The sequence below is a fragment of the Clostridium sp. MSTE9 genome (assembly GCF_000277625.1).
In the GTDB taxonomy this organism is placed as follows: Bacteria; Bacillota; Clostridia; order Oscillospirales; family Acutalibacteraceae; genus Faecalispora; species Faecalispora jeddahensis.
Genome location: NZ_AKFU01000032.1, coordinates 79271 through 98378, shown reverse-complemented (window position 1 = coordinate 98378; position 19108 = coordinate 79271). Strand labels below are relative to the sequence as shown.

Annotated in this window: 17 protein-coding genes; 15 read left to right on the top strand and 2 right to left on the bottom strand. The window is 55.0% G+C overall.

From position 1 onward, the window contains the following. Positions 1–161: 161 nt before the first annotated feature. The 12 genes from HMPREF1141_RS07230 (at position 162) to HMPREF1141_RS07175 (ending at position 14045) form a co-directional block, all read left to right on the top strand. A complete protein-coding gene (locus HMPREF1141_RS07230) occupies positions 162–1646 on the top strand; it encodes a sodium:solute symporter family protein (protein ID WP_009062743.1) in 1485 nt (494 codons plus the stop codon). Next, complete coding sequence (locus tag HMPREF1141_RS07225) at positions 1624–3240, top strand: sensor histidine kinase (RefSeq protein ID WP_009062568.1); 1617 nt, start codon at positions 1624–1626, stop codon at positions 3238–3240. Before HMPREF1141_RS07230 ends, HMPREF1141_RS07225 begins: the two co-directional genes overlap by 23 nt. 30 nt (positions 3241–3270) lie before the next feature. Then, on the top strand, positions 3271–4632 hold the full coding sequence (locus tag HMPREF1141_RS07220; protein WP_009062689.1) for a sigma-54 dependent transcriptional regulator: 1362 nt from the start codon (positions 3271–3273) through the stop codon (positions 4630–4632). Positions 4633–5043: 411 nt separating this feature from the next. Next, a complete protein-coding gene (locus tag HMPREF1141_RS07215; RefSeq protein ID WP_009062528.1) occupies positions 5044–5814 on the top strand; it encodes a 5-oxoprolinase subunit PxpA in 771 nt (256 codons plus the stop codon). 25 nt (positions 5815–5839) lie between these two features. Beyond that, complete coding sequence (locus tag HMPREF1141_RS07210; protein WP_009062758.1) at positions 5840–7039, top strand: NRAMP family divalent metal transporter; 1200 nt, start codon at positions 5840–5842, stop codon at positions 7037–7039. Between the two features lie 17 nt (positions 7040–7056). After that, the gene (pxpB, locus tag HMPREF1141_RS07205; protein ID WP_009062543.1) at positions 7057–7797 is read left to right on the top strand and encodes a 5-oxoprolinase subunit PxpB; all 741 of its coding nucleotides are present in this window, start codon (positions 7057–7059) and stop codon (positions 7795–7797) included. Further along, positions 7794–8747 (top strand): biotin-dependent carboxyltransferase family protein, encoded by a 954-nt coding sequence (locus HMPREF1141_RS07200; protein ID WP_009062643.1) that lies wholly within the window; start codon positions 7794–7796, stop codon positions 8745–8747. Before pxpB ends, HMPREF1141_RS07200 begins: the two co-directional genes overlap by 4 nt. Positions 8748–8783: 36 nt before the next feature. Then, complete coding sequence (locus HMPREF1141_RS07195; RefSeq protein WP_009062464.1) at positions 8784–10151, top strand: 5-oxoprolinase/urea amidolyase family protein; 1368 nt, start codon at positions 8784–8786, stop codon at positions 10149–10151. Between the two features lie 33 nt (positions 10152–10184). Next, positions 10185–11546, top strand: coding sequence for an acetyl-CoA carboxylase biotin carboxylase subunit (gene accC / locus HMPREF1141_RS07190; RefSeq protein ID WP_009062719.1), 1362 nt, complete (start codon positions 10185–10187; stop codon positions 11544–11546). Between the two features lie 82 nt (positions 11547–11628). Then, a complete protein-coding gene (locus tag HMPREF1141_RS07185; protein WP_009062453.1) occupies positions 11629–12408 on the top strand; it encodes a putative hydro-lyase in 780 nt (259 codons plus the stop codon). Between the two features lie 46 nt (positions 12409–12454). After that, entirely contained in the window at positions 12455–12679 is a 225-nt protein-coding gene (locus HMPREF1141_RS07180) for an acetyl-CoA carboxylase biotin carboxyl carrier protein subunit (protein WP_009062785.1), read from the top strand. Between the two features lie 91 nt (positions 12680–12770). Beyond that, the gene (locus HMPREF1141_RS07175) at positions 12771–14045 is read left to right on the top strand and encodes a hypothetical protein (RefSeq protein WP_051044286.1); all 1275 of its coding nucleotides are present in this window, start codon (positions 12771–12773) and stop codon (positions 14043–14045) included. A gap of 122 nt (positions 14046–14167) precedes the next feature. Here the strand turns inward: HMPREF1141_RS07175 and HMPREF1141_RS07170 are convergent, their stop codons facing one another. After that, positions 14168–14644 (bottom strand): SAM-dependent methyltransferase, encoded by a 477-nt coding sequence (locus HMPREF1141_RS07170; RefSeq protein ID WP_009062515.1) that lies wholly within the window; start codon positions 14642–14644, stop codon positions 14168–14170. 304 nt (positions 14645–14948) lie between these two features. Then, the gene (locus HMPREF1141_RS07165; protein ID WP_009062704.1) at positions 14949–16391 is read right to left on the bottom strand and encodes a hypothetical protein; all 1443 of its coding nucleotides are present in this window, start codon (positions 16389–16391) and stop codon (positions 14949–14951) included. Positions 16392–16570: 179 nt separating this feature from the next. On the opposite strand from HMPREF1141_RS07165, the gene HMPREF1141_RS07160 reads away from it, so the two are divergent. The 3 genes from HMPREF1141_RS07160 to HMPREF1141_RS07150 are packed head-to-tail and all read left to right on the top strand — an operon-like array spanning position 16571 to position 19104. Next, positions 16571–17002 (top strand): VOC family protein, encoded by a 432-nt coding sequence (locus HMPREF1141_RS07160; protein ID WP_009062713.1) that lies wholly within the window; start codon positions 16571–16573, stop codon positions 17000–17002. Positions 17003–17035: 33 nt separating this feature from the next. After that, the gene (locus HMPREF1141_RS07155) at positions 17036–17827 is read left to right on the top strand and encodes an acyl-CoA dehydratase activase (RefSeq protein ID WP_009062472.1); all 792 of its coding nucleotides are present in this window, start codon (positions 17036–17038) and stop codon (positions 17825–17827) included. Beyond that, positions 17824–19104, top strand: coding sequence for a 2-hydroxyacyl-CoA dehydratase family protein (locus HMPREF1141_RS07150; protein WP_009062724.1), 1281 nt, complete (start codon positions 17824–17826; stop codon positions 19102–19104). The genes HMPREF1141_RS07155 and HMPREF1141_RS07150 overlap by 4 nt, the downstream gene beginning before the upstream one ends. Positions 19105–19108 lie beyond the last annotated feature (4 nt).

Genomic DNA, 19108 nt, shown 5'->3' with positions numbered 1-19108 from the left:
GTTTCACCTCAAAACTGCTTTTGTTTTCCAGAACAATATCGAAAGACCTGCGTTGCTTTTTTTGGACAATATGCTAATATAAAAAGCGTCTATTGATTTCTAAGTTGAGAATCCGGACCTTTCAGCAGAGCTTCCAATCAAAAGCAAAGGAGACGAAAGCGGTGAATTTTGATAAGGAGATTCTTTATCTGGGGTGTTTTGCCCTGTACTCCATCGTTCTGTTGATCGTGGGGAAAAGCAGAACGCAGCAGCAGAATACCCTGCGGCACTTTTACCTGGGGAACCGGCAGCTGAGCCTGTTCCGCAGCACACTGACTTTTATCGGAACATGGATTTCCGCCGCGACGATCCTTGGCTTTACGGGGAACGTGTTTGAAAGCGGGTTGGCCCCGCTGCTGTATTCGGTGGTGCCCTGGTTTTTCGGGGCCTTTCTGCTGCAGATGATCAGCGGCCGCCTGTATGGTTACGATGTGCTGACCATTCCCGAGCTGATCGGCAAAAAATATGGCTCCAAATGGCTTCAGATTTTATTTGCGCTGGTCATGATGGTGACCTATACACTGTATATCATCATCCACATTAAAGGCTTTGGCCTGGTGGCGTCTGGTCTGTTCAACATTCCCTACAACGTGGCGACGCTGATGATCTATCTGTTTATTCTGTACTCCACCTTCGGGGGGTACCGCGCGGTGACCCGGATCGATGTGGCGCATATTCTTTTGCTGACGGTAGGCACCGCTTCGGTGTATCTGCTGGTGGTGGGGCAGGCCGGGGGATTTTCCGAGCTGTTCCAGAAGGCAGGGGAGGTTTCCGGCTACGCGCACGGCGGCAGCGTTTCGGTCAACCAGCCGGGCGATCTGTTCCGCTTGTTCGACGGGGAGAAGTTTACCCCGCGCATGAGCACCACCATGTTTTTTGGGTGGGGGCTGGGTCTGGCCAGCAATCCCCAGTATATGATCCGCATGCTTTCCGCAAAGGACAAGCGTGCCGCCCGCAGTACCGTGCGCAGCGCGCTGTGCTACCTGGCTGTTTTCTATTTTGCCCTTCTGACGATCGGCCTGGGGATGCGCGTGCTGTTCCCGTCGCTGGCCGCTGTTACGAACGCGGACGACGTGGTGGTGTACGTTCTGAACGACCGTCTGTTTACGCCCCTCAATACACTGTTCCTGTTTGCGATTCTGGGGGCGTGCGTTTCCGTCGCAAATTCACAGCTTCTGTTGTTTTCCACTTCGTTTGCCTACGATGTGATCCGTCCCCTGTGCCCGAGGCCGCCGCGGGAGTATACGACGATTCTGCTGACGCGCCTTGGGGTGCTGATCGGCGGCACCTTGTCGCTGCTGTTTTCCACGCACCCCCCGGCCAGTCTGCTGTCTTACGGCGGCGACATCTGGGGAATTTTCGGCGTGATCTTTTTTCCAGCCCTTTATGGCGCGTTTTTATACCCGAAGGCGACACGTCAGGGCGCCCGGGCGGCGCTTTTGGTCGGGCTCCTGGCGATCGCGGTGTTTTACCCACTGTACTACAGTCAGATTCTGCCGGTTCATCCGGCGTTCCCGGGAACGATTTTGTCCTCGCTGGGATTTTTCCTCACGTCCCGTCTGACCTGGAAGGAGGGAGCCGCCGATGCGCCGCAGGCCGATCTTTGATATTGAGCGAAAAATATTGATCCCGTTCCTTCTGCTGGGGATCATCTCTACCGTAATGTTCGGCGTGATTTTGTACGACACGAGCCGAAGCACAAAGCTGGCGAAAGAACGGAATCTGGCGGAGAACAACATTTCCCTGATTGAATTCGATATCGATTATTCCGTGCGGATGGGTGAGGTGCAGCAGCTGCGGGAAAAATACAGGGAGATCCCGCAGTTTCACATCCTGATTGAGGACCGGGACGGCACCTATATCGGCGGAACTCCGGCCGGAACGGGAGAGGTTTTGTATTCCAGCAGTGATAACCAGCTCGGCTGGAAAATATCGTACACGGTCGACCAGCAGGTGTTCACGACAGAGCTGCTGCATGAGCAGAAGTATACCGTTCTGGCGATCATTGCTCAGCTGATTCTGGTGCTGCAAGCCAGTATTTTGATTGCCGACAACATTTCAACGCCCATCCGGCGGCTGAGCTACGCCTGCCGCACTGTCAGCGAGCAGCCGCAGGAGCCGTGGGACGTAGATGTGGAATTTACCAACCGCGGCGACGAGCTGGGCCAGCTGGCGCGTGTATTCCAGGGAATGCTGCGGAATCTTCAGCGCTATACGGCCGATCTGCGCCGGGAAAAGAACCTGAACCAGACGATTGTGGAAAGCCTGCCGCTGGCCGTCATCGCTTATGATCAGGATCAGAATATCCTGCTGAGCAACAGCCGCGCACAGAATCTGCTGGCCAAAACCGAGTACCGGCATGAGGGAAAACCGCTGTCGGCCCTGTTGGAGGAATGCCTTGAAAACCAAAAAGTATTTTATGATCCGATCCAGCTGACGGACGAAGAAAATCATCGGCTGGATGTGGAGCTCGGCGTGTGGCGGCTGATGGATGAAAACCAGAAATCGTGGGGCGTGCTCTGCACGGTAGACGATATCACCTACCGCAAAATGATGGAGGAGCAGGCGGTGCAGGATGAAAAGCTGATCTATACCGGAAAGCTGGCCGCGGAGCTTGCGCACGAAATCCGCAACCCGTTGGCGGGGATCCGCGTGGGGGTGCAGGTGGTGGAGCGCCATTTGACGCAGGATAACGACCGGGTTCTGTGCGAAACCATCGTCGGCGAGGTGGACCGCATCAACCTTCTGGTAGAGAATCTGTGCAGCCTGAGCCGGAAACGGGAGCTAAAAAAGGATCTGATCCCCGTGGACGAGCTGTTTGAAGAAATCCTACTGCTGTATTCCAAAATCGCGGAAAACAGCCATATCAGTCTGCGGTGCGAGGCGCCGAAGGACGTCCTTTTGTATGCGGATAAAAGCGCCATGAAGCAGGTGCTGATCAACCTGATCAACAACAGTATCAAGGCGATGAAAAGCGGAGGAGAGATTCTGATGAAGGCCGATGTGCAGGAGGACTGCGTCTGCCTGTGGATCATCGACGACGGGCCGGGGATAGCGGCGGAGCGCCTGGGCGAGGGAAACCGCGACGGAGGGATGGGCCTTTCGATCGTGTCGCAGCTTCTGCGGCAAAATGACGCCGCCTTTCAGATCAAGAGCGCGCCCGGGCAGGGGACAAAAGCAAGGATCACCTTCCGCCGTTAGAGCGGAGTGCGGAAGAAAGGAAACGAACCGATGCAAAGTAAAATACTGATTATTGATGACGAGTACCTCATCCGCATTTCGCTGCGGGAGGGTCTGACAGACCTGGGGTACCTGACGCAGGAGGCCGAGACCATCGAGGAGGGCCTTCGGCTGGCGGAGGAGTTCAAGCCCGATGTAGTGATGCTGGACAACCGGCTCGGGAACGTGCTGGGTATGGAATATATCGAAACCATCAAAAAGCTGGATGAGGATATTCAGATCATCATCATTACGGCGTACAGCTCCATTTCGCAGGCGGTGCAGGCCATTCGGCGCGGGGCCTACGATTATGTGCAGAAGCCGTTTGATATCGACGCTATAGATATCGTCATCCGCCGCGCGCTCGATCAGCTGAAAAGCCGCCGCAAGCTGGAGCTGCTTTCTTCCGGCGGGCCGCCCGATCTGATCGGGGTCAGTCCGCAGATGCAGCAGATCAAAAGGCAGGTGGAGCTGCTCAGCGCCAAAGACAACGTAGACCTTCTCGTGCGCGGCGAAACCGGCAGCGGTAAAGGTGTGGTGGTGGCGCAGATTCACCAGAAAAGTGCGCGCCGGAATTTTCCGCTGGTGAAAATCAATTGTAGCGCCGTGCCGGAAAGCCTGTTTGAAAGCGAGCTGTTCGGGCACGAGAAGGGCGCGTTTACCGGGGCGCTGGCCCGAAAAAAAGGCCTGTTTGAGCTGGCGAACGAGGGAACGGTGTTCCTGGATGAAATCGGAGATATGCCGCTCCCGATGCAGGCCAAGCTGCTCACTTTTCTGGAGGATCGCAAATTCCGCCGGGTGGGCGGGCTGAGCGACGTAGAGGTAAATGTGCGGGTGATCGCCGCCACAAACCGCCCGCTGGAACAGGCCATTGAAGAAAAAACGTTTCGGGCCGATCTGTTTTTCCGGCTGAACGTCGTGCAGCTTTATCTGGCGCCCCTGCGCGAGCGGCCGCAGGATATCGAGCCGCTGTGCCAATACTATCTGGATTTTTTCAACCAGAAGCTCGGCAAAAACATCCGGCAGATTTCGCCCGCCTTTATGCAGAAGCTCAAGGAGTATTCCTGGAAAGGGAATGTGCGTGAGCTTCGCAACGTGCTCGAGCGCGCTGTGCTGTTCTGCGACGGCGATGTGCTGGAGCATACCGGCCAGCTGCTGGAGGAAAGCGGCGCTCCACAGGTATCTGTGCCGCAGAGCGGGGAGCTCTGGCCCATGCAGGATTTGAGCAGCCCGATCGATTTGCAGAAAGAGCTGGAGCGGCTCGAAATGGCCTATATCGATAAAGCGCTCCGGCTGACTGGGGACAATTATTCTCAGGCGGCAAAGCTTTTGGGGTACAGCCGGTTTTCTCTGCGCCGCCGGCTGGAGCAATAGAGCCAATTTACGAAAAAGAGCGGCATCAAAGAAAATCGGTTTCTTCCTTTGCCGCAGGTGAGGGAAGAAACCGAAAGTCCGTGATCAGATGAAGTGAGTATGCAGTCATTTCACTTAAAAAAACGATTGATTGCTGCTTCCGCCGCAGGCGGAAGCAGCAATCTTTGCGTTTCTATTCGATTTTTCTAAGTGAATGAATTACAATAGTTCAAAATCGCACATTGTGCGAAACTGAACAGGTCGACCGTGCGAATTCGCACGGTCTTTTTTATTTTCTATGCGAAAAAAGAAATGGATTTGCAGCAAAATACAGAAAAATACGCGAAACAACAGGTTGGCACGCTTATTGCTATAACATTTCAGCGGCAGATGTCTTAATTACATAAAATTTTGAAAAAAGGAGCAAGAAAAATGAGCAGAATTGATTTGAACTGCGATTTGGGAGAAAGCTTCGGCGCCTATACCATCGGCCGTGACGAAGAGGTCATCGCGTATATTTCCTCCGCAAACGTCGGGTGCGGTTTCCATGCGGGTGACCCCTGCGTGATGGATCATACGGTGCGCCTGGCGAAAGAAAAAGGCGTCAGCATCGGGGCACACCCCGGCTTCCCCGACCTGATGGGCTTCGGCCGCCGCAACATGAACATCACCCCCGCAGAGGCCAAGGCTTACATGAAATACCAGATCGGCGCGCTGAACGCGTTCTGCGTTTCGAGCGGAGTGCCGCTTGCCCACGTAAAGCCGCACGGCGCGCTGTACAATATGGCCGCCAAAGACATGAAGCTGGCAATGGCGCTGGCGGAAGCGGTTTACGAGGTAGACCCCAAGCTGATCTTTTTGGGCCTTTCCGGCAGTAAAATGCTCGAGGCCGCGCAGCAGGTGGGCCTGACCTGTGCCAGCGAGGTATTTGCGGACCGCGCCTACAATGCGGACGGCAGTCTGGTCGCCAGAGGAACCCCCGGCGCGGTGATCCACGATGTGGATGAGTGTGTGCGGCGCATCATCGGCATGGCCAAGGACAATGTGGTGACGGCGATCACCGGCGAGCAGATTTCGCTCAAACCGCAGTCGATCTGCGTACACGGCGACAATGCTGAAGCAGTTGAGTTTGTAAAACATATTCGCGAGAGCCTGACCAAAGAGGGAATTGAGATTGCCGATCTGCGGGCCTGCACAGAATGATAACAGGGTTTAGGAGGATTTGTTAATGGACGGTGAAACCAAAACCAAAACCAAACGCAGTCAGGCCATCGGCGGCGTATTTTTGATGGCGGCCTCGGCGATGGGGCCGGGCTTTCTGACACAGACTGCAAAATTTACCAATGATTTTCACGGCAGCTTCGGCTTCGTCATCATCGCTTCGCTGCTTCTGTCCCTTATCGTGCAGATCAACGTGTGGCGAGTTCTGTGCGTGGCGAATATGCGCGCGCAGGATGTGGCGAACAAGCTGCTGCCGGGCCTGGGATATTTTCTGGCCATCTTCGTATTCGTGGGCGGCCTGATTTTCAACATCGGCAATGTCGGCGGCGCGGCCCTCGGCCTGAACGCCATGATGGGACTCGATCTGCGGGCCGGGTATGTTACGGCAGGCGTCATCGCGGTGATCGTATTTTCCGTGAAAAACGCGCAGGGCGCGGTGGATAATATCGCAAAGATCCTCAGCATCCTGAAGATCCTCATCATTTTAGGAGTCATGATTGTCGTTCAGCCCCCTGTGGGCATGGCGCTGAAAGAGACCTTTGCGCCCAGCACAGGAGTCCCGGCGCTGTTCCCCTCCATTCTCACTCTGGTGGGCGGTACGGTGGGCGGCTATATCACCTTTGCCGGCGCGCACCGTTTGATCGACGGCGGCGTTGTGGGCAAGGAAAACGAGAAGAGAATCGTAAAGAGCGCTTGCGGCGGCCTGGGGATCGCGGCTTTCAGTCGCTTCTTCCTGTTTATGCTGGTTTTCGGTGTGGTAGTCAAAGGCGTTTCGCTCGACCCCACGAACCCTGCGGCCGATGCCTTTTTGCAGGGCGGCGGAGAAATCTGCTACCGCGTTTTCGGCCTACTGCTGTTCTTCGCCGGGATCACCTCGATTATCGGCGCGTCGTATACCTCGCTTTCCTTTGTCAAATCGCTGAGCAAGACGGTATCCAATCACAATAAGGCCGTGACGATTGCTTTTATCACCTGCGCCACTCTGGTCATGCTGCTGCTTGGCAAGCCGGCTACACTGCTGATCGTCGCGGGCGCGCTCAACGCGCTTGTGCTGCCGCTGGCTCTGGTGATCAGTCTGGTCGCCGCATACCGGAAAGACATCGTGGGTGAGGAGTATCACCACCCCATCTGGCTCACCGTGACCGGCATTGTTTCGGCGATTTTGTTCGCGTACTTTGCAATCGTCGGAATGGGCAGCTTATTTTAATCGTCAGGAGGAATTTTATGTATTCGCAGACGAAATATCTCATCGCGGGGGACTCGGCGCTGGTCGTTGAGTTCGGCAACGAAATCTCCCCGCAGATTAACGAACGGGTTCGCGGGATGTATCTGGCGATTGAAAAGGCCGCGCTTCCGGGGATCGTGTCTTTGACCCCTACTTACCGCTCTCTGCTGGTTCAGTACGATCCGCTGACCGTGCCGTACCGCGAAATGCTGCAAACCCTGCAGAAGCTGGAAGGCAGCCTTGAAAAAATGGAGCTGCCAAAGCCCAACGTGATGGAGATCCCCACGCTTTACGGCGGGGACTGCGGCCCCGATCTGGATTTTGTATGCCAGCACAGCGGGCTGAGCCGCGACGAGGTGATCCAGATTCACTCCTCGCGCGAGTATTTGATTTACATGCTGGGCTTTGCCCCGGGCTTTCCTTATCTGGGCGGAATGGATGAGCGCATCGCAACGCCGCGCCTGAAAACGCCGCGAACCAAAATCAACAGCGGCTCGGTCGGAATTGCCGGGCAGCAGACGGGCATTTACCCACTGGCCAGCCCCGGCGGCTGGCAGCTCATCGGCCGCACGCCGATTCTGCTGTACGATCCGCAGCGCAATCCTCCCATTTTGTACCGCACCGGGGATTACCTGAAATTTGTTCCCGTCAGCGAAAAGGAATACGGCGAGATCGAACAGCAGGTGGCGCAGGGCAGGTACCAGTATCGCCTGTACCCCAAAAAGGAGGCGAAAGAATGAACGCAGTAAAAGTGATTTCACCGGGCGCCCTGACCACTGTTCAGGATGCGGGCCGGTTCGGATTTTTGCAGTCGGGCATTTCGGTGTCCGGCGTAATGGACAGCTACAGTCACCGCGCCGCCAACCTTCTGGTGGATAACCCGCAGGAGGAAGCGGTGCTGGAAGTAACCCTGATGGGGCCGGTGCTGGAATTTCAGTGCAGCACGCGGATCGCAGTGACCGGCGCCATGATGCAGCCGAAGCTCAACGACCAGCCGGTTCCCATGTGGCAGACCATCCCGGTGGGGGAGGGCGACCGCCTGTCGTTTTCCGGAATTCAGGGCGGGTGCCGCGCCTATATCGCGTTTGCCGGTGGGCTGGATGTTCCGGTCATCATGGGCAGTAAATCCACCAACCTGAAGGCGCAGATGGGTGGATTTGAGGGACGCATGCTGAAACGGGATGATGTGGTGCCGCTGAAAGCGCCGTCTGGGGAAGCAAAGCTGTGGGCCGCCAGTGAGGAATGGATTCCGAAATTCCCCACACAGATCACTCTGCGGGCCGTTCTTGGGCCGCAGGAGGACTTGTTTACCGAAGAGGGCATCGCCAGCTTTCTGAATACCGAGTACCTTGTCACCCCGGCGAACGACCGGATGGGATACCGCCTGGAGGGGGAGGAGATCACCCATAAGGCGGGAGCGGATATTGTGTCTGACGGCATCGTGATGGGTGCGGTTCAGGTACCCAGCAGCGGCCAGCCCATCATACTGATGGCAGACCGGCAGACCACCGGCGGATATACCAAAATCGCCACCGTGGTAACGGCAGACCTGCCCCTGCTGGCGCAGGCGCAGGCCGGTACCAAAATCCGCTTCGAACGGGTCAGCGTAGAAGAAGCACAGCAGCTTCTGCATGGATTCCATGAGCGCCTCCAGGCATTTGCCAGAACCCGCCGACCGGTAAACGGCTGACGGATTCCCCCGCGGTGCGGGAAGGAGGGACAAAGCATGAACAGCGCAGTCGTACTTTCCCCGGGACTTTTCACCACGGTGCAGGATGCTGGCCGGTTCGGTTTTCTGGAATCGGGTATCTCCCCTGCCGGGGTGATGGATGATTATAGCTTTCGGGCGGCGAACCTGCTGGTGGGCAATGCGCCTGATGAAGCGGTGCTGGAGGCGACGCTGATCGGCTCCAGCCTGCGGTTTCAGGATCGCTGCCTGATCGCGGTGACCGGCGGCGAGGCGGAAATGAAGATCAACGGGCACGCCTTTCCCATGTGGCAGTCGGTTCTGGTGAATGCGGGGGATGTTCTCTCCTTTGCGCCGATGCGCCGGGGCTGCCGGCTGTACATCGCCTTTGCGGGCGGAATTGCCGTTCCCGGTGATCTGGGGAGCAAATCCACCTGCTGCAAGGCGCAGGTCGGCGGTCTGTATGGGCGGCCTTTGCGCACGGGGGATGAGCTGCCGCTCGCGGAGAGCGCAAATACTGCCGCGCTTGCGGCACGCACAGAGCTGGTGCCTGATTTTCCGGTGCAGGTTTTCCTCCGTGTGGTTCTGGGGCCGCAGGAGGATGCGTTTACCCCACAAGGAATCCGGACATTCCTCAGCGGCGACTATACGGTAACTCCCGTCAGCGACCGCATGGGGTACCGGCTGGAGGGGCCGCAGATCGAGCAGAGCGCGGGGGCGGATATTATCTCCGACGGTATTGTGATGGGCGCGGTTCAGGTGCCCGCCGGCGGCCAGCCGATCATTATGATGGCCGACCGGCAGACAACCGGAGGGTATACGAAAATCGCGGCGGTCATAACGGCGGATCTGCCCCTTTTAGCGCAGGCCCGGCCCGGGGACACCATCCGTTTTCGTGCAGTCAGTGTGGAGGAGGCGCAGGAAGAGTTGTTGGCATATCGGGAAAAAATAGAGAATTTCAAAGAAAGCATGCTGCCAGTGCAGGATGCACAAATGCAGCTGTCTGTAAACGACGTCATGCGGCTGATGCAGGAGTTCCAAAGCAGCCGGATCGGCGTACTGCGCCTGTCCAATCAGCAGGGCGAGCTGTATCTGGAAAAAAGCAGCCCCGAGAAAAGCGGCGGGACGGAGACCGCCGCAACCCCTCAGGAGGACTGCCGAAATCCTGCACAGGACAGCGTGGTGATTTCGCCGCTGGTCGGAATGTTTTATGCGTCCGCCGCGCCGGATCAGCCGCCGTTTATTCAGGTTGGAACAGCCGTGAAAAAAGGCGACCCGCTGTTTGTGATCGAATCTATGAAGATCATGAATGAGATCGTCAGCGAGCGCGACGGCGTCATTACAGAAATCATGGCGCAAAACGAGCAGGCGGTGGAATTCGGTCAGCCGGTTCTGCGGATGAAATAAGAGCTGTTTTGGGCAGCGTGGCGAGGGATAACAATGTTCGAAAAGGTGTTGATCGCGAACCGGGGTGAAATCGCGGTACGAATTCTTCGTGCATGCACAGAGCTGGGGCTTGGTACGGTGGCGATATGCTCCCAGGCCGACAAAAACGCCCTGCATGTTCAGCTTGCAGACAGGTCGGTTTGTGTGGGGCCGGCCCCGTCGGCGAAAAGCTATTTGAATATGGATGCGATTCTGTCCGCGTGCAAGATAACCGGGGCCGATGCGGTGCATCCCGGCGTAGGCTTTCTGAGTGAAAATGCGGAATTCGCCGAACGGTGCGAAGAGCAGGGGATCTGCTTTATCGGCCCAAAGGCCGAAGTGATCCGCAGAATGGGCGACAAAGCCAACGCCAAGCGCGCGGCTGCGGCTGCGGGCGTGCCGACGATTCCCGGCTCCCCAGGCGTGGTGCGGGGGCAAAAGGAAGCCGAGGTATGTGCGCAGCGCATGGGGTTCCCGGTTTTGATCAAGGCATGCGCCGGTGGCGGCGGGCGGGGGATTCGGCAGGTGGATTGTGTGGGCCAGCTGCCGGAGGCTCTGGCCGTCACCCGGGAAGAGGCGCTGCGATTTTTCGGGTGCGGAGATGTTTATCTGGAAAAAAAGCTGCTGAATCCCCGCCATGTTGAGGTTCAGATTCTGGCGGATTCATTCGGCAATGTGGTGTATCTGGGGGAGCGCGACTGCTCTTTGCAGCGGCGGCACCAAAAGGTGCTGGAGGAATGCCCTTCCCCCAGCACGGCCCTTACGGACGAGGTTCGCAGAAAAATGGGGGAAGCCGCTGTTCGTGTTGCCCGGCAGGTGGGCTACACAGGTGTGGGGACAGTGGAATTCCTTCTCGATCACGACGGCAGCTTCTATTTTATGGAGATGAACACCCGTATTCAGGTGGAGCATCCTATCACGGAACTGGTGTGGGGTGTGGATTTGGTGGAATGGCAGATTCGTGTGGCCCGGGGGGAAAGGTTGACCTTCGGGCAGAGTGATCTGCTCGCCAGAGGACACGCGATCGAGTGCCGCATCAATGCGGAAACTCCCGAAAAGAACTTTGCCCCTTCCGTGGGCACGCTGACGAATCTGCGCCTGCCGGGCGGCAGCGGAATCCGGCTCGATACCGCGGTGTATGAGGGCTACTCCATTCCGCCCTATTATGATAACCTGCTCGTCAAGCTGATTGCCCATGCGCCTACCCGGGAGCAGGCCGCGGCGAAAATGAGGCAGGCCATCCGGGAGTTTTCGGTCTCCGGTGTGGATACCAACGCGGCATTTCAAATGCGGCTGCTGCAAAGCGAAGCGTTCCAAAGCGCGCAGTACGATATCTGCACGCTGGAATCGGAAGAAAGCATCGCCGCGCTTGTGTAGAGCCTCCTGGGGTGGAGGATCATCGTCGTTTTGCAGAGATTGTTTTTTTCGCTCATTCCCAGACAGATGAAGGAGGATCGTTATGAATTTGTTCCATCAGGAACCCAAAGTAGTCCGTCAAATGATCCGGGAGGGGAAAATCACCTCTCCCACCAGCGGAATGTGTGCCGGGTATGCACAGGGGAATCTGGTTGTGCTGCCCAGGGAGTTTGCATACGATTTTCTGCTGTTTACGCAGCGCAATCCAAAACCCTGCCCTGTTCTGGAGGTCAGCGACGTCGGTTCGCGTGAGTTTTCCATTACGGCAAAGGGGAGCGATATTGCCAGAGATATCCCCAAATACCGGGTCTACCGCGATGGAGTGATGCAGGGAGAGTACGAGGATGTTTCCTCCTTCTGGCGCGATGATTTAGTTAGCTTTCTGCTGGGGTGCAGCTTCAGCTTTGAAGCGCCAATGATCGAAGAAGGGATAGAGGTACGGCACATTACGGAAAACTGCAATGTGCCTATGTATATTACAAATATCCCATGCCGCCCGGCAGGTATTTTCAGCGGGCCTGTTGTGGTCAGTATGCGGCCGATCCCCCACGAAAAGGTGGTAAAAGCCGTTACGGTGACCGAACGGATGCCGCAGGTGCATGGCACACCGATCCATATTGGGGACCCCGAATACATTGGAATCCGCGACATCCATCATCCTGATTTTGGCGACCCGGTCACCATCAAAGAGGGCGAGGTTCCGGTTTTTTGGGCCTGCGGTGTTACCCCGCAGGCGGTGGTTATGAATGTAAAGCCTCCGTTTGTGATCACACATGCGCCGGGACATATGTTCATTACCGATATGAAAAATTCTCAATTATAACAATATCAACAAAATAAAATTTTAAATTAAAAAAGGAGTTTTGACAATGAGTGCAGAAGCAACAATGATGAAAGCAGAGTATCCCGGAAAAATTTTGGATATCATGGTCCACGAGGGTGACAGCATAACAGCCGGTCAGCCGGTTGTTTTGCTGGAGGTTATGAAGATGGAAAACGAGCTGCTTGCCCCCGCGGGCGGCGTTGTGGAAAAGATCCACGTTGAGAAAAATAATTCCGTCGGTGCCGGTGACGTTCTCCTCACCATTCGGTAACCGTTTCGATTCTGCTAACTGTAAAGGCCCTGCGGCGCTCCCGCAGGGCCTTTGCATAAACAAATAACATAAAATGGAGGCAATGATTTTTATGAAAAATAATACCGCATATGGTGTGGACTTTGATTTTACCACAGGTACGGTGCAACGTCTGGGGGCTTCCGCGGGAAAAACACCGGGGGCTGATTTTGATGTCGTGCGCATGTATGGCGGAAGAAAGCGGTGCAACCTGACCGACGACGGCGCGGTCGTCGCTTACTACGGCGACGAGGGGTATTCAGAATCCGGCACACTGCATACTCCAATTGTTAAAGACGGAAAAACCTATCCGGCAGGGACTCCCGTTCAGGTAATGGTGGAACAGCCCAAGTTTTACTACAAAGTGGAGCCCGTTGCTTTAGAGCCGATTGAGGGCGGTCAGGGGCATCACATTCGCAGGGCCCGCTGGTGGGTCAGCGAGGATGCGCAGCCGGGCTTTCGGGTGTACCCAAGCTTTTTGCGGCGCGGCGTTGAATACGACTTCATATACTCCAGCGCTTATGAAGCCAGTATCTACGACAAGGAAAAGGCAACTTATTATTACGAGGATGAGAGTGTTTTCACTGCCAACCCAGGCTCAATGCTAACGTTGTCCTCCATTGCGGGCACAAAGCCGGTCAGCGGGGCGAACGGCCAGATGCTCAACCGCGCGAACGCACGCGTTTTGACCGCCAATCGGGGGGATGGCTGGCAGCTTATCGATTTTCTGTCGCTCAACGCCACCGAATTGCTGATGCTGGTGGAATACGCAAGCTTCGACTCGAAAAAGGAAATCGGAAAAGGCGTGGTGAACAAAGAGGTCGGCGAAGGCGGCAACGGAGCGGAAAAGACCGGGCGGACATCGCACCTTGGGAATACCTCCGGCTCCGGCGGCCCCGACGACGGTTTTTCTTCAGTTACATACCGCGGGGAGGAAAACCTGTGGGGCAATATCTGGAAGCTGGTCGACGGTCTCAACTTTGAATGCAGCGGAATCAATGCCGTTTGGTGGAGCGACGGGGAGTACCAGGACGACTATAAGGGTGCGCCCTACCGCAACACCGGCTTCACCCTTTGCAAAGAGAATGGCTTTACTTCCGCGTTTGCGTACAGCGAGGAATGTGATTTTATGTTCCTGACCTCAGAGGTGAAAGGTACGGAGGAAGGCCCAGTGGGCGACTACTTCAAGCAGAACAATACGTTCGATGGATGGCAGAGCTCGATGTTCGGCGGGCGGTGGTGCCAGAAAACATGGCCCGGTCTCTTTTTCTGGTATGCCGATCTGGCGACAGGAAGAGCCTCAAGTAATATCAGTGCTCGTATCATGTATCTTCCGGTGCAAAAATAAGCCCGAAAAGGCCCGCGGAATTTCCGCGGGCCTTTTGCTGTTAGTAAGACGGTTTTCAACCGAACTTAACTAGATTGTGGAATCATTTCTATTCCATTGTTCTTGGGGTCAAGGCCGTCTTCTTAGAAATTGAATTCAGCGGACCAGTCAAACTCCCCGCTGGTTTCCACATTTTTGGGCCAGTGAGCGCACCAGGCCGGAACGCCCGGGTGCTCCACGCGGTCCAGGCTGGGTGTATAGGGCTTGATGTCCAGAATCGGGCTTTGATCCAGCGCGTCGAAATAGGCAAGGCCGATGATCCCTTTTTCCATCTGCAGATACGTTACCTGCGCGCAGGTAAGCGCAATGGGGTTCGGGCGCTCTGGTGAGCGCGTGGCAAAGGTTCCCAGTAGCGCCGGCCCCTTAGAATAAGGCTGCTCCTCCGTCAATACCGATCTGCTTTCAGAGTTGTCGCAGCGGTCGAACCACCAGAAAATATTCAGATACTCAAAGCCCTTCAGCCCGGTCATGGCCTCTCTGTACTCCGGATTCAGTTCAATCCAAAAGCGATGTTCGTCTGTGCGGGCGATCCCGATTTGTTTTACTGTCAATAATTCCATAAAGAATCTCCTCATCTGATTTGATTTTTACGGTACCGTATTTTCAGTATAACAAAGTGTATGAACACTACAAGCGTTTTTTATAAAAACACATCATTTGTTGTGGAATGGATGACTTTGCCGTTCAAGAAAGCCTCCTTTCATAAAAAACACCTGACCCCACAAATAAATGGGGTCAGGTGTTTTTTTAATGCAAAACCTCCCGGATCGCCGGGAGGTTTCTCTTAAAAATCATAGTTGCCGGGAATCTTTGCAGAAAACAGCAGTGCGGATTCCTTGCGGCCCGGTTCGCTTCGATTTCGATTCAGAGCGTCAGCATACGGTAGAGCATGCCGCCATAGCGGTTCTCCAGTTCTTCCAGACTTTTGGAATCATACACCTTACAGGACGAATGACTCAAAGTGGAATCCAGGTATTGGCTGGCGGCCTGAAGCAGCGTTTCGTTCTGCACCGTATAAAACAGCGGCCCTTTCTTTGTTTGGTAAGCGGCGGGATTTTTGAGAAATAGTTTTTGGGGATTGATGTATACGGAAAAGGTAGGGGCAAAGCTGGGGGAGAACGTGTCGTCATCCAGAACGATAAAACGGATTTCAGGGTTGTGCATGACCTGCTTCTTTACATTTTCCAGATGTTCCAGCCGTTCCGAAGGGGACATTTGATACATGATATCAGCAAATAAAAGATCACCGGATTCCAGATACCGAAGAACAGAGGATTTCAGCAGGTAAAAATCGATATGGCTCTTTTCAAAAACTTCTTCCCAAGTGATAAAAAGTCTCCGGATGAACTTGGAAAGAGCGGGGTTCGGCGCGTCGGCCTCCCCTGCCTGAATGAGTTTACTGCAGATGGACTCCGGAAGAAGAAATTCAAATCCATAGGGAGAAAAAAACTTGTATTGATCCCGACTGTAAAAATCGGTTCGGTAACCGTTGTTGTTCATGCTTTCCGGCGTGGCGGGCGAAAGCAGCAGGGGACACTCCTTTAAGCGGGCCATTACCGTCCTATAAAGCTGGTTGGCGTTTTCACCGGGCTCCAGCACCAAAAGAGCGTCCAGCTCCCCTTTTGGGCTCAGCGCCGCCATAAGCGCACCGCCGTTTTTTGCCGCGATCATCCCTTCCCCCTCCAGTCCGGAGCCATCATAAAGCGTGAGGTAAAACGTGGGATAACGGGTCAAAAAGCCGTAAAGGAGGCCCAGGTTTTTCATCGGGTCTTTCTGAAAGCGCTCCATATTCAGTGCGGCGTGAAAATGAAGTTCCATGTCACCTGCCAGTTGATCCAGCACGGTAAAGTCCCGGCTTTTCAGCAGCGTGAGCAAATCGATGCTGCAGAATACCTCGCCTCCCGCCGTAAGGCGATGACGGGCAAATTCCTGTAAAGAGCTCAGCATCTGATTGCGATGAGTCAGCAGCTCGATTTTGGAAGAGGCGGAGGTTGTCTTTGTGTGGGCAGACGCTTCATAAGCCTTTGTCAACAGGGTACAGATGTGCTGCTCTACCGTATGCCCGGATTCGCAGCCCGGGAACGCAGTGAAAAATTCATTCTCACGCCCGTCCTGCTGAATGCTGGTGGCAAAAAAACAAACCAAAATCTTATTCACCGTGGCTGCTGTTTTGGGCGCAGGAAGAAGGTCCTTGTTGCACCACTTACTGACGTACGAGACATCGTATCCTATTTCGTCGGCGACAGCATAGAGCTTACTTCCAGTAAAATCGATGAAACGCCGCAGCATGATTCCATAGTCCGTCATCGTCATTCCTCCCAAATTAATTCCTGTTTAGAATACCATAAATAGCAAATAGTTTCAAATGGAATGCAATTTCATTCAAAATAAATCCATTGCATTTCATTTTTAAAAGGCAACGGCGATGATACAATATACACAAAATTAATCAACAAACGATAGGAAGGATGAGCGATTTGAAACCAATGCGCATGCATCATGTGGGGGTCGTTTTGCCTACGGTAGAGCAGGCGGAACACCTGATCGATCTGCTGGGGCTGGAGGTGGACTACCGCGGGTATGTCAAAAGCTATCACGCCGATCTGATCTTCACCAAATATGGGCCGATGATGGAAAGCCCGATTGAATTCATCATTCCCCACGAAGGAGTGCTGACCAAATTCAATAACGGAAAGGGAGGCATTGCCCACATTGCCTTTGAGGTAGAGGATGTGGAAGCCGCCAGTCAGGAGCTGCGCGGCAAGGGCCTGGAGATGCTGGAGCCGGAGGCGGTGGAAGGCACCTCAGACATCATTGTCAATTTCCTGCGGCCGCGGTATTCGGAGGGCATTCTGATTGAACTGGTTCAAACGGTAGCCCCCATTGATCGCGGTGCAGAAGCAAACAAAAGCCGGTAAGCCGATGGAATAGGGAAAGGGGAAAGCTGCCGCATGTATACGATGGGCATCGATATCGGTTCTTCTTCCTCCAAGGCGGTAGTTCTGCAGGACGGCGTCAAGGTGGCTGCCGCCGCCGTCGTTTCAGCCGGCACCGGTACCAGCGGCCCCAAACGGCTGCTGGCTCAGATTCAGGAGCAAAGCGGTCTCTCGCCGGCAGATATGACTTTCATCCTTTCCACCGGATACGGCCGATCGCTGCTGGCGGTTGCCGATCTGCAAATGAGTGAAATTTCGTGCCATGCCAAAGGGGTGTTTTTTCAGAATCCCGCGGCGCGAACCATCATTGACATTGGGGGCCAGGATGTCAAGGCGATTTCATTAGACAGCCAGGGCAACATCCATCAATTTTACATGAATGACAAGTGTGCCGCAGGAACGGGGCGGTTTCTGGAAGTGATGTCCCGTGTGCTGGAGGTGAAGCTGGGGGAAATGGCAGAGTATCATTTCCGTTCCAAGCATCCGGCTTCGGTAAGCAGCACCTGCACCGTATTTGCAGAGTCGGAGGTGATCTCTCTTCTGTCCCAGGGCAGATCGAAAGAAGATATTATCGCCGGCGTCCACCACAGTGTGGCGGCAAAGGCCTGCGCGCTGGCGCAGCGGGTTGACATTGAAAACGAGGTAGTATTGTGCGGCGGAGTAGCGCTGAACAGAGGCGTTGCCGACGCGATTCAAACGGAGCTTGGCGAAAGGCTTGCGATTGCGCGCAGCCCCCAACTCACCGGTGCGCTGGGAGCCGCCCGCCTGGCTTATGAAGAAGCAAAACGAAAGGGGAAATCAGCATGAGTGAAAAAGCAATCAGCCAAATGACTGCAAAAGAACTGCTGGCCTACTATCAGGCTAAGCTGGATGAGGAGGCCCGACAGGCCAAAGCCAATGGAAAACTGGTCTGTTGGTCGGCCTCTGTGGCTCCGCCAGAGATGTGCGTGGCCATGGATATTGCAATGGTGTACCCGGAAACACATGCCGCCGGCATCGGCGCGCGAAAAGGCTCGCTGGATATGCTGGAGGTAGCCGACCGCGACGGCTATTCCGTGGACTGCTGTTCCTACGGCCGGGTAAATATGGGCTATATGAAGCTGCTCAAGGAAGAAGCCGTCACCGGCAAAACCCCGGAGGCGCTGGCCAACTCCCCGGCTGCCCGTGTTCCACTTCCAGACCTGGTGATCACATGCAACAACATCTGTAATACATTGCTCAAATGGTACGAGAATCTGGCCGCGGAGCTGAACATTCCCTGTATCGTGATCGATGTTCCCTACAATCATACCATGCCCGTTCCCGAGTATTCCAAGGAGTATATCGCCGACCAGTTCCGCAACGCCATTTCTCAGCTGGAGGTGATCTGCGGGCGTCCTTTTGACTATGAGAAATTCCACGCAGTCCGCCAGCAGACGCAGCGCTCCATTGCTCAGTGGAACCGGATCGCCTCGATGAGCCGGTTTAAGCCCTCTCCGCTCAACGGCTTCGACCTTTTCAATTACATGGCGCTGGTCGTTTGCGCGCGCAGCCGGGATTATGCCGAAATCACTTTCCGCAAGTTTGCGGATGAGCTGGAGGAGAAATACAAAAAAGGCGAATACGCCTTTAAGGGAGCGGAACAGAACCGCATTACATGGGAAGGCATTGCGGTATGGCCTTATTTGGGGCACACCTTTAAATCCCTGAAAAACATGGGAACCATTATGACGGGCTCCGCCTACCCCAATATGTGGGATTTAACTTACGACGCCGAGGATGAATCGCTGCATTCCATGGCCGAAGCCTATACGCGCACATACATCAATACGTGCCTGGAAAACAAGGTCAATGTTCTTTTGGGAATTATGGAAAAGAGCCAGAGCGACGGGGTGCTCTATCACCTGAACCGAAGCTGTAAGCTGATGAGCTTCCTCAATGTGGAAACCGCGGAACTGATCTATGAGAAAAATGGTCTTCCTTACGCCAGCTTCGACGGCGATCAGACCGATCCGCAGAATTTTGCCCCCGCCCAGTACGATACCCGTGTGCAGACGCTGGGTGAGATGATGAAGAAGCGGTCTTCTGCGGCAGATGCGGAATAAGGAG